14 protein-coding genes are annotated in these 13,724 nt (G+C 60.8%); 9 read left to right on the top strand and 5 right to left on the bottom strand.

Annotated elements, in window-relative coordinates:
* Nucleotides 1-84 precede the first annotated feature (84 nt).
* The gene (locus tag AC2CGI_RS11310; protein WP_076740299.1) at nucleotides 85-1,296 is read left to right on the top strand and encodes an MFS transporter; all 1,212 of its coding nucleotides are present in this window, start codon (nucleotides 85-87) and stop codon (nucleotides 1,294-1,296) included.
* Nucleotides 1,297-1,324: 28 nt separating this feature from the next.
* Here the strand turns inward: AC2CGI_RS11310 and AC2CGI_RS11315 are convergent, their stop codons facing one another.
* Nucleotides 1,325-2,629: an MFS transporter gene (locus tag AC2CGI_RS11315; protein ID WP_004941321.1), complete on the bottom strand. Its 1,305-nt coding sequence runs from the start codon at nucleotides 2,627-2,629 to the stop codon at nucleotides 1,325-1,327.
* Nucleotides 2,630-2,722: 93 nt separating this feature from the next.
* Complete coding sequence (locus AC2CGI_RS11320) at nucleotides 2,723-3,421, bottom strand: DAPG hydrolase family protein (protein WP_076740298.1); 699 nt, start codon at nucleotides 3,419-3,421, stop codon at nucleotides 2,723-2,725.
* A 93-nt stretch (nucleotides 3,422-3,514) separates the two neighbouring features.
* Between AC2CGI_RS11320 and AC2CGI_RS11325 the strand changes: the two genes are divergently transcribed.
* The 3 genes from AC2CGI_RS11325 (at nucleotide 3,515) to AC2CGI_RS11335 (ending at nucleotide 6,342) form a co-directional block, all read left to right on the top strand.
* Nucleotides 3,515-4,180 (top strand): TetR/AcrR family transcriptional regulator, encoded by a 666-nt coding sequence (locus AC2CGI_RS11325; protein WP_076740297.1) that lies wholly within the window; start codon nucleotides 3,515-3,517, stop codon nucleotides 4,178-4,180.
* A 60-nt stretch (nucleotides 4,181-4,240) separates the two neighbouring features.
* On the top strand, nucleotides 4,241-5,152 hold the full coding sequence (locus AC2CGI_RS11330) for a LysR family transcriptional regulator (RefSeq protein ID WP_004941330.1): 912 nt from the start codon (nucleotides 4,241-4,243) through the stop codon (nucleotides 5,150-5,152).
* 167 nt (nucleotides 5,153-5,319) lie between these two features.
* A complete protein-coding gene (locus tag AC2CGI_RS11335; RefSeq protein ID WP_130054906.1) occupies nucleotides 5,320-6,342 on the top strand; it encodes an alcohol dehydrogenase catalytic domain-containing protein in 1,023 nt (340 codons plus the stop codon).
* A gap of 63 nt (nucleotides 6,343-6,405) precedes the next feature.
* Here AC2CGI_RS11335 and pckA read toward each other — a convergent pair whose 3' ends face one another.
* The gene (gene pckA, locus AC2CGI_RS11340; RefSeq protein ID WP_076740295.1) at nucleotides 6,406-8,025 is read right to left on the bottom strand and encodes a phosphoenolpyruvate carboxykinase (ATP); all 1,620 of its coding nucleotides are present in this window, start codon (nucleotides 8,023-8,025) and stop codon (nucleotides 6,406-6,408) included.
* Between the two features lie 432 nt (nucleotides 8,026-8,457).
* Here pckA and AC2CGI_RS11345 point away from each other — a divergent pair, with 432 nt between their 5' ends.
* Both AC2CGI_RS11345 and AC2CGI_RS11350 read left to right on the top strand, forming a co-directional pair.
* A complete protein-coding gene (locus AC2CGI_RS11345) occupies nucleotides 8,458-9,801 on the top strand; it encodes a 2-hydroxycarboxylate transporter family protein (protein WP_076740294.1) in 1,344 nt (447 codons plus the stop codon).
* A 333-nt stretch (nucleotides 9,802-10,134) separates the two neighbouring features.
* Nucleotides 10,135-11,553, top strand: coding sequence for a serralysin family metalloprotease (locus AC2CGI_RS11350; protein WP_015377659.1), 1,419 nt, complete (start codon nucleotides 10,135-10,137; stop codon nucleotides 11,551-11,553).
* A gap of 147 nt (nucleotides 11,554-11,700) precedes the next feature.
* Here AC2CGI_RS11350 and AC2CGI_RS11355 read toward each other — a convergent pair whose 3' ends face one another.
* Nucleotides 11,701-11,910, bottom strand: a complete 210-nt coding sequence (locus AC2CGI_RS11355) for a hypothetical protein (RefSeq protein WP_004931526.1) — start codon at nucleotides 11,908-11,910, stop codon at nucleotides 11,701-11,703.
* A 157-nt stretch (nucleotides 11,911-12,067) separates the two neighbouring features.
* Between AC2CGI_RS11355 and AC2CGI_RS11360 the strand changes: the two genes are divergently transcribed.
* Nucleotides 12,068-12,220 (top strand): hypothetical protein, encoded by a 153-nt coding sequence (locus tag AC2CGI_RS11360; RefSeq protein ID WP_004931524.1) that lies wholly within the window; start codon nucleotides 12,068-12,070, stop codon nucleotides 12,218-12,220.
* 36 nt (nucleotides 12,221-12,256) lie between these two features.
* Here AC2CGI_RS11360 and yniD read toward each other — a convergent pair whose 3' ends face one another.
* On the bottom strand, nucleotides 12,257-12,349 hold the full coding sequence (gene yniD, locus AC2CGI_RS11365; RefSeq protein WP_021505513.1) for a small membrane protein YniD: 93 nt from the start codon (nucleotides 12,347-12,349) through the stop codon (nucleotides 12,257-12,259).
* A gap of 339 nt (nucleotides 12,350-12,688) precedes the next feature.
* Here yniD and AC2CGI_RS11370 point away from each other — a divergent pair, with 339 nt between their 5' ends.
* A complete protein-coding gene (locus tag AC2CGI_RS11370; RefSeq protein WP_021505512.1) occupies nucleotides 12,689-13,081 on the top strand; it encodes an ASCH domain-containing protein in 393 nt (130 codons plus the stop codon).
* A gap of 4 nt (nucleotides 13,082-13,085) precedes the next feature.
* Nucleotides 13,086-13,685 (top strand): C39 family peptidase, encoded by a 600-nt coding sequence (locus tag AC2CGI_RS11375; RefSeq protein ID WP_021505511.1) that lies wholly within the window; start codon nucleotides 13,086-13,088, stop codon nucleotides 13,683-13,685.
* Nucleotides 13,686-13,724 lie beyond the last annotated feature (39 nt).

The following is a 13,724-nucleotide window of genomic DNA, read 5'->3' on the forward strand; positions in this document are numbered from 1 at the left end:
TAATTCAAATGGTAGGCCAATTATCAATCCGTATGCAAGGTGAGACGCTGATGACTCTGCAATTGACCATGGGAGTTGTTAGTAATGAATGTTCACTCTGTTTCCACCGATAACGATAATGCGCATGGCGCGCTGCCGCCGCTGAAAGCATTGCTGGCGCTGACGATGAGCAGCTTCATCGCGACCGCTAATGAGACTGTGCCGGCCGGCATGCTGCCGCAGATAGCCCGAGGCATGAGCATCAGCGAGGCGTGGGCGGGGCAAATGGTGACGTTGTGCGCGCTGGGCGCCGGGGCGGCGGCGATCCCGCTGACGTTGGCGCTGGGCGGGTGGCCGCGTCGCCGACTGCTGTTGTTGGCGATCGGCATCTTTTTGATCTGCAACGCGGTGACGGCGTTGTCACCCTGTTTTGGCGTGACGCTGGGGGCGCGCTTTTTGGTCGGCATCGCTACCGGGGTGACGTGGAGTCTGCTCGCGGGTTACGCGCGCCGCCTGGCCATCGTCTCATTGCAAGGGCGGGCGATGGCGATCGCCATGCTGGGGATCCCGCTGGCGTTGGCGTTGGGCGTACCGATGAGCGCCTGGCTTGGCGAACTGTTGGATTGGCGCTGGATTTTTGCCGTGCTGGCGAGCTTGAGCGCGTTGCTGCTAGTGTGGATCCGGCTGACGCTGCCCGAATTTTACGGTCGCCGAACGCCAGGCAATGCGCGTTTGCGTGAGGTTTTCTGTCTTCCCGGCGTGCGGCCTATCCTTGCCGTATTGGCGTGTTGGATCCTGGCTCATTACACGCTGTATACCTATCTTGCGCCCTATCTTGCCGCGCGCGGCCTGGCGGCCAGGGTGGATTTGGCGCTGTTGGCGTTCGGCATCGCCGCCGTTGCGGGCATTGCGCTGACCGGCTTATGGGTGGATCGCTGGCTGCGTGCGCTGGTGCTGTTCAGCCTGGCGGCCTTCGCGTTGGTGGCGCTGGCGTTTGGCGTGAACGGTTTGCCCGCCGGGGCGGTTTACGTTGGCATGGCGGCATGGGGATTGAGTTTCGGCGGTGCGCCAACGCTGTTGCAGACATCACTGGCGGATGCAGCGGGTGAGCATGCCGATCTCGCCCAGTCGCTGCTGGTCACTTTCTTTAATCTGGCTTTTGCCGTCAGCGGCGCGTTGGGCGGAATTCTGCTGGCAAACGTCGGCGCTAACGCCATCCCGTGGATGGCTTTTGTCCTGTTGCTGGTGGGGTGGAGCATTGCCTGGGGCAGTGCAAAGCGCGGCTTCAGCGCCGAACGCCGCGCCGCGGCGCGCTGAGGGGGCGGCGTCGCCCCCTGTAGCGAGATTAACGTTCGTTCAGCGAACGCAGGTGATCGTCACGGCGCAGCGTCATCAGCGCAAACAGGCTGACCACCGACGTGGCGACCACGTAGTAGGCGGGAATATCGATATTGCCGGTCTGTTTGATGAGGCCGGTGATAATCAACCCGGCCGAGCCGGAAAACACCGCATTGGAAAGTGAGTAAGCCAGCCCCAAACCGGTATAACGCACCCGGGTCGGGAACATCTCCGCCAGCATCGCCGGGCCGGGACCGGCCAGCAGGCCGACTACGGCGCCGGCGATCATGACCGCCAGCCCTTTGACCCACAGTGAACTTTGCGCATCCTGCAACAGGTGCAGCAGCGGAAAGGTAAACAGGATCACCGCCGCCACCGCCGTCAGCATCACCGTTTTTCGTCCCAGCCTGTCGCTGATGATGCCCGCCGGCAGAATGGTCAGGGCGAAACCGACGTTGGCCAGCACCGTCGCCACCAGCGCCTGTTGGAAGGTGGCGTGCAGCGAGGTTTGCAAATAGGAAGGCATCACCACCAGGAAGGTATAGCCGGCGGCCGACCAACCCATCATGCGGCCGATGCCGATCAGAATGGTTTTCACCACGCCGCCCAGCTTCGCTTCCGGCGGTGGGGCGGCGTGTTCCGCACGTTGCTGCGCCTGGGTGAACGTGGGCGTTTCCTCGAGCTTGAGCCGCAGCCACAGCGCCACGGCGCCCATCGGCAGCGCCAGCAGGAAGGGAATACGCCAGCCCCAGTCATGCAACTGCTGTGCGCTGAGCAGCGCGGCCAGCAGCGCCACCAGTCCGGCCCCGGCCAGCAGGCCGAGCGCGACGGTCAGCGATTGCCAGGCGCCGAACAGCCCGCGCTTGCCCTTGGGAGCAAACTCGGTCATCAGCGATACCGCACCGCCGAATTCGCCGCCGGCGAACAACCCCTGAAACATGCGCAGCAGCGTCAGCAGCAGCGGGGCGGCGACGCCGATCGAAGCGTAGGTCGGCATGACACCGATCAGCGCGGTGGCCAGCGTCATCAGCAGCAGAACCGCAATCAGCGTCGGCCGGCGGCCGATGCGATCGCCGATGCGGCCGAAGATCACCGCGCCGATCGGTCGGCAGAAAAACGCCAGCGCAAAGGCGGCGTAGGTGAGGATCAGGCTGGTGATTTCATTTTCACCCTGCAGGGTGAAAAAATTGGCGGCGATAACGGTGGCCAGGAACCCGTATACGCCGAACTCATACCATTCGATAAAGTTGCCGACCGAGCCGGCCAGCAACGCCTGACGCGAGCGGCGCGCGTCGAGAGTCTGTTGATTCATCCCCGTTCCCATACATTTGAATTATTGTTCGTCAGTTCTAAATTTATACGACAAAACAATCAATTGATTTCAGCGGGAACTGTGAGGCGCGATTCACCAGAGCAACGGCGCCGGCTCACGGCCATTTTCGGCGTAGTACAGCGACGGCAGGAACTGCGCCAGATAGCTGAACTCGTTGTAGCAGTGGCGCATCAGGTTAAACCCGATATCGTCCGCCAGTTCGTCGTGGGCGTTGGCGCAGGCTTTACCCAGCAGGAAGCGGCTGCGCAGCACGCACCCATAGGGCGTATCACGTACCAGATGCAGCATCTCGCCGTCACAGGGATCGCCGTTGTCATCCAACGCCACCTGGTCGCCGAAGCCGATGCGCGCGCACACGGCGGCGGAGAGCGCCTGCGCATCGCGCGCCTGGCGCAGCGGCTGCGGTGCGAAGAAGTCCTCGGCGGCGTGAAACTTGAGGCGCGCCGCAACCGGCGGCAGCTCCGCCAGCCATTCGATCGCTTCGATGCTGGCGCCGACGTAGCTTTCCCCTTTTTTCCAATGGCGGTCCCAGCCGCGATGTTCGACGTGATCGTGCGGGTGCCACCAGTTGATGTGCTGCGTGTTCTCAAAGAAGGTGAACCACCAGTCCAGCATGCGCCCCTTACAGCCGTGCAGATCGGTACGGACCGCGACGGTCAGCAAACCGTCGGCGCTGCGGCTCAGCCCCATTTCCAGCCGCAGCGGCTCGGGCCTGAGCAACTCGTTGATATCGTTGACGCCCCAGGGCGCCAGCAGGGAAGGATGTGTCATAATGGGTTCCTGTTTTATTTTGGAAACGAAATTCGTTTCAAAAATAAAGCTATGCCGTTATGCTGAGTCTGTCAACGCTTGTGAGGAACAATTATGGCGAACCCGAATGAAGAACCGCTGCGCGCTCGCGGCCGGCCGGCCACGCCGGAAACGGCGCTGCGCGCCGCGCTGACGCAGGCGACGCTGGCGCTGCTGCTCGACGGCGGATACGCCGCGGCAACGGTGGATGCGGTGGCGAAACGCGCCGGGGTAGCTAAAAAAACCCTGTATCGCTTTGCCGCCAATCGCGACGAACTGGTGGCGCAGGCGGTGAGCGGCTGGACCGAGGCGTTTCAGCCGGCCTTCGCCCAGGATGCCGGGGGGTGTGAGGCGGTGGCGCCGCTGTTGGAAAAAGGGCTGAAGGCGGTGGCGCAGCAGGTATTGAGTGCCGAAGCGGTGGGGATGTTTCGGCTGCTGCAAAGCGAGTTTCCGGGGCGCGAGGCGCTGCTGGACAGCTATCAGCGCAACGGCATTCAGCGCGGACGGGCGACGGTGGCGGACTGGCTGCGGCGCCAGCAGCAGTGCGGGTGGCTGCGTGAGCGCGACTGGGCGCAAACCAGCGATCTACTGCTGGCGATGGCCATCGCCGAACCGCTGCGCCAGATGACGCTGGGACTGCTGCCGCCGGGCAGCGCGATCGACGAACGCATCGCGGCGGCGGTGGCGCTGGTGATGCCGGGGCTGCTGCGCGGCGAAAACGCGGAGTGCGCCACATTGTGAGCCGTATTCATCTGTGGCATGTTGATTGTTCAATCCATATCACTTTTTCGCGATGCCCACATGAATGCTGCTTACCCGTTCAAGCAGGGCGATCTGTTCGCCTTGACCGTTTTTCTGGCCGTCGCCACCCATCGCAGCTTTCACGCGGCGGCGGTGGAGCTGGAGGTGACGCCGTCGGCGGTCAGCCACTCGATAAAAAACCTGGAACAGCGGCTTGGGGTGAGGCTGTTCAACCGCACCACGCGCAGCGTGGCGCCGACCGAAGCGGGTGAGCGTTTGGCGGCGCAGCTGCGCCCGGCGCTGTCGTCTATTTCGCAGGCGCTGCATGAAGTGGATGAATGGCGCGCCACGCCGAGCGGCACCGTGCGCATCAACGCCAGCGAAGGGGCAGTCAGGCTGGTATTGCGTCCGTTGCTGGCTGATTTTCTGCGCGAGTACCCCCATATCCACCTGGATATCGTCTGCGACGGCAAGCTGAGCGATATCGTCGCCGAGGGGTTTGATGCCGGCATTCGGCTGGCGGAAGCCGTACCGCAGGACATGATCGCGATGCGCGTCAGCCCGCCCGTGCGTTTCGCCGCCATCGCCGCGCCCGGCTATTTCGCCGTCCATGGGCGCCCGGCGACGCCGCAGGATTTGCTGCGTCATAACTGCATCCGCTTTCGCTTCGACAGCGGCACGATTTACCGCTGGGAATTCGAACGTGATGGCGTGAGCGAGTCGATCGGCGTTACCGGCTCGCTGACGCTGACCGATCAGCCTCTGATGGTGGACGCCGCCATCGACGGTATCGGCATCGCTTTCGTTCCTGAACATTTGGCGCTGGAAGCGCTGCACGATGGGCGCCTGGAGCGCGCGCTGGACGCGTGGTGTCCGGCTTATCCGGGGCTGTGCCTCTATTACTCCGGCCATCGCCACGTGTCGGGCGCGCTGAAGGCGTTGATCGAGTATCTGCGCGCGGCGCAGTCCTGATGCGTTCGCGTTCTGCTTTTGGCTACGCCAATTAGTGAGCCGCCTTCATCTCCACAGTGAGGTTCGCCTGCATTGTTGCGGCGTGGAGCCTGCCTTACGCTCATGAGGAGACGCCGGGCAACCGCCGGGCGCCACCCTGCTGCGAGGAGTTGATGATGGATAAGAAGATGAAAGCGGTAGTTATGACCGGCGCCAACCGGCCCTGGGAAATCAGACAGGTGCCGATGCCCCGCACAGAGCCGGGCCAGGTTCTGGTCAAAGTGCACGCCTCGGGCATGTGTTATACCGACGTATGGGCGACGCAAGGATATGGCGGCGATATCTACCCGCAAACGCCCGGCCATGAAGTGGTGGGGGAAGTGGTTGAGGTAGGGGCCGGCGTGCATACGCGGCAGATTGGCGATCGCGTCGGCACCACCTGGGTGCAATCGGCCTGCGGCCGCTGCCCGTACTGCCGTGAGAATCGGCCGCTAACCGGGCAAACGGCGATGAACTGCCCGGCGCCGCGCACCACCGGTTTTGCCGCCCAGGGCGGCCACGCCGAGTATATCGCCATCGCCGCTGAAGGCACGGTGTTGCTGCCGGACGGGCTGTCTTACATCGACGCCGCGCCGATGATGTGTGCGGGGTATACCACCTGGAGCGGCCTGCGCGACGCGGCGCCGCTGCCGCATGAGACGGTGGCGGTGTTAGGCATTGGCGGGCTGGGGCACGTCGCGTTGCAACTGTCGAAAGCCTGCGGTTTCGATACCGTTGCCATCACCCACTCGCCGGACAAGCACGCGCTGGCGAAGCAACTGGGCGCCGATCGCATCGTCGCCTCCGGCCAGGCGCTGCGGGAGAACGGCGGCGCGGACATTCTGCTGGTGACCACCAATGACTTCGACTCCGCGCAGGAGGCGATGAGCGGCTTGCGGGTCGATGGCCGCGTGGTGCTGTGCGGGCTGGACTTCAGTAAACCGTTCGCGATCTCTTCGGAAGGGGTGCCGTTCCATATGATGCGTCAGCGGGTGATCGGATCGACCCACGGTGGGCAGCGCTACCTGAGTGAGGTGCTGAACCTGGCGGCGAAAGGCAAAGTGAAACCGATGGTCGAGACTTTCACGCTCGATCAAGCCACGGAGGCTTATGAGCGGCTTGCCTCCGGCAACATGCGTTTTCGTGGGGTTTTCGTGCCGTCGGCGATGTGAGAAAGGGCCGAGGGTTCGGCCCTTGCAGACAGGTATGAAGGGCGCTGCGGCGCCCTGGTTGCGTTACAGCTTCGGCCCGGCGTTCACCAGTTTTTCGCCCGCCGGAGTGACGGTATATTTGGCGAAGTTATCGATAAAGCGCTGCGCCAGATCCTGCGCTTTCTCCTGCCACAGCGATTCGTCGGCATAGGTTTTGCGCGGATCGAGGATAGACGGATCGACGCCCGGCAGCGCGGTCGGCACTGCCAGCCCGAAGATCGGCAGCGTGAAGGTCTCGGCCTGCTCAATGTCGCCATTCAGAATGGCGTCGATGATGCCGCGCGTATCTTTGATCGAGATACGCTTGCCGCTGCCGTTCCAGCCGGTGTTGACCAGGTAAGCCTGGGCGCCGGCGGCCTCCATGCGTTTCACCAGCACTTCGGCGTACTGCGTCGGGTGCAGCGTCAGGAACGCGGCGCCGAAGCAGGCGGAGAAGGTCGGCGTCGGCGCGGTGATGCCGCGCTCGGTGCCGGCCAGCTTGGCGGTGAAGCCGGACAGGAAGTGGTATTGGGTCTGCTCCGGCGTCAGGCGCGACACCGGCGGCAGCACGCCGAAGGCGTCGGCGGTCAGGAAGATGATCTTGCGCGCGTGGCCGGCTTTGGACACCGGCTTGACGATGTTCTCGATGTGATAAATCGGGTAAGAGACGCGGGTGTTCTCGGTTTTGCTGGCGTCGTCGAAGTCGATGCTGTCGTCGGCCAGCACGGTGACGTTTTCCAGCAGCGCATCGCGACGGATCGCCTGATAGATTTCCGGCTCCGCCTGCGGCGACAGCTTGATGGTTTTGGCGTAGCAGCCGCCTTCGAAGTTGAACACGCCGTCGTCGTCCCAACCGTGCTCGTCATCGCCGATCAGCTGGCGTTTCGGGTCGGTAGAGAGGGTGGTTTTGCCGGTGCCGGACAGGCCGAAGAATACCGCCACGTCGCCTTGCTCGCCGACGTTGGCCGAGCAGTGCATCGACGCGATGCCCTGCAGCGGCAGCAGATAGTTCATGATCGAGAACAGGCCTTTCTTCATTTCGCCGCCGTACCAGGTGCCGCCGATCAACTGCATGCGCTCGCTCAGATTGAAGGCGACGAAGTTCTCCGAGTGCAGCCCTTGCTGCTGCCAGTCCGGGTTGGTGCATTTAGCGCCGTTCGTCACCACGAAGTCCGGTTCAAAGTCCGCCAGCTCGGCGTCGCTCGGGCGGATGAACATGTTTTTCACGAAGTGCGCCTGCCAGGCCACCTCGGTGATGAAGCGCACTTTCAGACGCGTGTCGGCGTTGGCGCCGCAGAACGCGTCCACCACGAACAGACGCTTGCCGGAGAGCTGATTGCCCACCAGCGTCTTCAGATGCTGCCAGACTTCCGGCGAGAGCGGCTGGTTGTCGTTCTTGCCGGTGCCGTTGTCCGACCACCAGACGGTATCGCGCGTGGTGTCGTCGCGCACGATGTATTTGTCCTTCGGCGAACGGCCGGTAAATTCACCGGTCGCGACGTTGACCGCACCCAGTTGGGTGAGGGTGCCGCGCTCCAGCGGCGGCAGGTCGGCGCGGGTCTCTTCGGCGAACAGCAATTCATAGCTGGGGTTATAGACGATGTCGGCGGCCTGATGGATGCCGTAGCGAGCGAGGGTTTGTGGGGTAACAGCGCGTGAAGACATATTCTACTTCCTTATGAGTCATATTATGCCTCTTTCCCGTGCGGTGCCGCGCGCAGGATTGAGATTCGGATCAAGCTGACCGGATTCAGCTAATGCATTTCCGGTTCTTTATTAATAAAACAGGGGGCTTTTTCGCCCTCCTATAGCATAGCAGCGAATTTAAGCCTGCTTACTTTAATTACAAAATGCTGACGATAATTAATTAAAACTAACCTTGGCGGAGGGTCACAATATTGAATTCCGCCGGCGTAATTTAGTTTTGCATTTTTATTTTTTATCATATCGTCAGGGCTGTCTACTGTTTTATTTCTTATTAGAAAAAGCGAAATCCACAATAGGATTTTTCGTAATCATTTGTTTTTGCTTGGCTATGGCAGAGTTTTTGCGCCAGGTGAATCTAACCGTACTGTACGCTTGTCAGCAGGGTGAATAATGAAACAGATAAATGCAGAACTGGCCTGTGATAAAAATACGGCATCGTCCGAATCCTCAGGATTAATTAATCAACTTCGTCAAATAGATATCGGCGCGGTACCGATCGCCTTGTTTATCACGATTTGCGCGATCGTAGCGATTTCCGCCTACGCCAACTTCCTGCCGAAGAATATGATCGGCGGCCTGGCGGTGATAATGACGCTGGGCTTTGCGCTGGCGCAGTTGGGAAAAAGCATTCCCGTGCTGCGCGATATCGGCGGGCCGGCCATTCTGTGTTTGATGGTGCCGTCGGTGCTGGTCTATTTCGATGTCTTCCAGCCCAACGTCATGGGCACCGTCCATTTGCTGATGAAAGACGCGAACCTGCTTTATTTCGTCATCGCCAGTCTGGTGGTCGGCAGCATTCTCGGCATGAACCGGGTGATCCTGATCCAGGGGATGATTCGCATGTTCGTGCCGCTGGTGGTGGGCACGGTCACGGCGGTGATCACCGGGCTGCTGGTGGGCAAACTGTTCGGCTTTACCTTCTATCACACCTTCTTCTTCATCATCGTGCCGATCATCGGCGGCGGCATCGGCGAGGGGATTTTACCGCTGTCGCTGGCCTATTCGGCGATCCTGGGCTCGACGCCGGACATCTATGTCGCGCAGCTGGCGCCGGCGGCAGTGCTGGGCAACATCTTCGCCATCGTGACCGCCGGGGTGCTGGCGCGCATCGGTATGCAGCGCAAGGCGCTGAGCGGCGACGGCATGCTGATCCGTTCGGCGCAGGAGAACGCGATGTTCGCCATCAAGGAGCAAGGCGGCAACGTCGATTTTCAACTGATGGGCGGCGGGCTGCTGGTGATCTGCGCCTTCTTTATCGTCGGCGGCCTGTTCGAACACATCGTGCATATTCCCGGCCCGGTGCTGATGATTCTGTTCGCGGTGCTGTGCAAGTACTGCCGGGTGATCCCGGCTTCGATGGAAACCGGCGCGCACAGTTTCTACAAGTTCGTCTCCACCGCGCTGGTGTGGCCGCTGATGATCGGTCTGGGCATGCTGTACGTGCCGCTGGAAAGCGTGGTGGCGGTGTTCTCGGTCGGTTATGTGGTGGTCTGCGGCTCGGTAGTGCTGTCGATGGGGCTGGTCAGTTTCCTGATTGCGCCTTACCTGAAGATGTTTCCGGTGGAAGCGGCGATTGTCACCTGTTGTCACAGTGGCCTGGGCGGCACCGGTGACGTGGCGATCCTGTCGGCGTCGAACCGCATGGGGCTGATGCCGTTCGCCCAAATCGCCACGCGCATCGGCGGCGCTTCCACGGTCATCGGTGCGACGCTGCTGCTTGGTTGGTTAGTCTGAGTCCAGAGTATCTTATGGATAACCGGGGTTGGATTGCCCCGGTTTTTTTATGCATTTTTTTTCGCTTATCGTGATAGTGCTGATTATTGCCTTGAAAATCATTCGTGTGGCGCAAATGCATAGCCGTACTTTATCTAAGAAAATTCTGTAATCGGTGAAAATGTGTCTATTCTTTTCTCTTAAGGGATTATCGTTCTCATTCAGAGTGCCGAGGGAAGGCGCCATCGCATTACCGATATCCCCGTATTGATTCAACACCGGGCCGCTGCCGTTCAGGCAATCCGCCAGTTGGGGCATCCCCCCGATTGAATTGACGAATATGGAGATAAGGTTATGTCATCAAGCAATGCTTCCGTTAAGGCCGAAGGCGTATTAGCCCTGCTGGGCGCTTATAAACCCGATGAAGACGACACCATTACCGTGCTTCATCCGTCGAAAACGTTCGAAAACGCCGGCCTGGAGCTGGTGCGCGGCGATCGCAGTTGGCACGACAAGGGCGTGACCGACACGCCGGTCTCTCTGACCTACAGCTTCTGGGAAAAGGCGCCGGGCAACATGTCGAGCATGGGCATCAGCGGCTTCAGCAGCTTTAACCCCGAACAGCGCGAGCAGGCTAAACTGTCGCTGCAGTCATGGTCAGACGTGGCTAACATCACCTTCACTGAAACCAGCAACACCGCCGCCGCCAACATCAAATTCGGCCTGTTCGACTACAGCTCGCGCGGCTCCTATGCCTTCGCGTATAACCCGGACACCTCGCCTTCGGTCGCCGGGCAGACCTGGTATAACGCCAAGAACCACACCTTCGTCAACAACCAGATCCATGAGAACGAGTACGGTCGCCAGACCTTCACCCATGAAATCGGCCATGCGTTGGGGCTGCAGCACCCGGGCGACTATAACGCCGCACCGGGCGTCAGCATCACCTACGCTAAAGACGCGACCTACTTTGAGGACAGCCGCGCGCACAGCCTGATGAGCTATTTCAGCGAAAGCAACACCGGGCAGGACTTTAAAGGCGCGTACTCTTCCGGGCCGTTGCTCAATGACATCACGGCGATCCAGCATTTCTACGGCGCCAACATGACCACCCGCACCGGTGATACGGTTTACGGTTTCAATTCCAACACCGATCGCGACTTCCTCACCGCCACCGGCGCGCAGGACAAAATAATCTTCACCGCCTGGGACGCCGGCGGCAACGACACCTTCGATTTCTCCGGCTTTGGCCAGAATCAGCGCATCAACCTGAATGAAAAGGCGTTCTCGGACGTCGGCGGCCTGAAAGGCAACGTGTCTATCGCTGCAGGCGTAACGATTGAAAACGCCATCGGCGGGTCGGGTAACGATGTGCTGGTGGGCAACGCCGCCGATAACGTGCTCAAGGGCGGCGCGGGCGATGACGTGCTGTACGGCGGTAAGGGGGCGGATCAGCTGTGGGGAGGCGCCGGCAAGGACACCTTCGTCTATTTCGCGGCGGAAGAGTCAACGGCGGCGGCGCCGGATTGGATCCGTGACTTCGTGCGTGGCGAGGACAAGATCGATCTGACGCTGTTCAACACCGGCAGCGCCGACGGCATCCGCTTCGTCGATCAGTTCAGCGGCAAGGCGGGCGAGGCGACGCTGAGCTACGATGCGCAAAATCACGTCAGTGACGTGGCGATCAACCTGGGCGGCGCCTTTGACGGCAGCGATTTCCTGGTGAAAGTGGTGGGACAGCCGCTGGATGCGGGTGATTTCGTGCTGGCCTGATGCAGGCAACAAAAATAGGGCACTTTGGGCAAAAACCCGACAATTCCTATTAATTACGTCATATTAGCGTGACATAGTAGCGCGCAGAAGGCCGGGCTTGCATACCTCGGGCTTCTGTCGGATCGCCAACCTTCTTCGGTTGGCGATTCATTTTCCGCCTTTCAGCATGTTGATGGCGGCGCCGAGCAGGATGCGCCGTTCGATATCGTTGCTATCCGCCAGCTGCCGCGCCAGATGTTTTTCCAGCGTTTCCACCGACAGCGCTTCGCCGCGATGACGCAGCTGCATCACGCCGTCGCCGATCAGGCGTGCGACCTCATCCCATACGGGTTTAATCTCCTGTTCCGAGAACGTCATGGCTTACCTCGGTTGGTTGATTTTTGCCCAATGTAGCAGCTGAGCTGCGGCTTCGCTAGCCGCCGCCTAAAACAGGAAGCATAAAAAACAAGCCATCAGTATTTCTTCTGGTTTTTACGCTCAATACTTGCGGTGTCGAAAAGCAGGAGAAAACATCATGAACTGGGTCGAAACCTTGGCGGAGTACTACCGCCTGAGCCGCACGGGTGAAACGCAGCATTGGCTGTGTCGCCGCTGGTTGCTTCAGGGGGAGGCGCGTTTGGCCTATTTGCGGGAGTTGCTGGAGCCGACCGCGCCACGGCGGCGGTGAACAGGGCGCCGGCGTTGCCGGCGTCATTTCGCGGGATCAACCGAAGGCGATCGCCGCCCAACGCAACAGCAGCAGCGCCAGGCAGATCAGCAGCAGCACCACCACCATTTTACCGAGCTTGTTGCCCATGCGTTTTGTTGCCACGCTGCCCTCCCTTTTAGCTGAAATACCACCCGCCGGCGAGGAGGATGAGGAAAAGCGTCACTAACGCGACGCCGTTGAGTAAGTCGCTGAACGTATCGTCAGCATCGATGTCATTTTGCCGCATGTTACCGCCTGGCGGACGCCATTGGGTGAATAATGTTCACAGTATGCGCCCCGCAGCGCGACAGGCACAGCGAAGAACGGTAAAAACGCGTAAAGGTGGCGGTGGCGGAACGCGCAGTCGCGCCTGCGACGGATGCAGACGGCCGGCAATACGTTGTACTATCCTGTCTGCATTGAGGCATTTTTCCAAAAGGTATAATCATGGCGACGGCAATTCCACAGAAATACGAACACCTTGAGCGTTGGGCATTCGGCGATACCGAGCAGCAGGCCGATGAAGTGGTGCAATTGATCCTCAATGGCACCAAAACGGCCACCTGTTCCAACCTGGACGGCGAGGGGATCCCGCAGGCCGGCGATCTGTTCCTGGTGGTGGACGGCAAGGGGGTGCCGGTCTGCGCGGTCGAGCTGACCGCGGTGGAAATGAAAACTTACGATCAGGTCGATGAAGCGCACGCCTTTGCCGAAGGCGAGGGCGATCGCTCGCTGGCGCATTGGCGCAAAGAGCTGCAGCGCTTCTTCGAAGCGTACGATCTGTTCTCACCGGACATGACGCTGGTGTTGATGAATTTCAAAGTCGTCGACAAATTCTAATCTTATGCGCGCCGTTCCCTACGAGTGCCAGTGGGCGAGCCCGGAGTTGGCCGCCGATCTGATAGCCGGCCGCGCGACGCTGGCACAAGACGAAAATTGGGCGCGCAGCGGTGCCCGCGATCGGGCAGAGTACATCGAGTGGGCCAACCACGTGTGCGGCATGGCCTGCCTGAAAATGGTGCTGGGCCATCGCGACGGCGAAACACCGCCGCTGCTGGAACTGGCGCGCCGCAGCCTGCCCTACGGCGCCTATGTGCGCGAGGGTGAACGGATAAAGGGCCTGATTTACGCGCCGTTCGTCGAGTACGTGCGCGAGCAGTTCGCGCTGCAAGCGGAGGTGAAGGTGGGGCTGGACGCTGCCGACGTGCCGGCGCTGCTTAGCGAATGCCGCTACTTTATCGCTTCGGTGCATCCCGCCATTCGCCGGCCGGAGAGCACGCCGCCGCACAGGGGCGGGCATCTGGTGCTGATCACCGCCGCCGATGCGCAAAGCGTGACCTTCCACAACCCTTCGGGCGACAGCCCGGCGACGCGCGAGCGGGTATGCCTGCCGCTCAGCCGCTTCGCCCCTTTCTTTGCCGGCCGCGGCATCGCCATCGCATAAAAAAACGCGCTGTTTCCGATGAAAACAGCGCGTTGTCAG

The sequence above is a fragment of the Serratia sp. LSHTC3 genome, assembly GCF_057197125.1.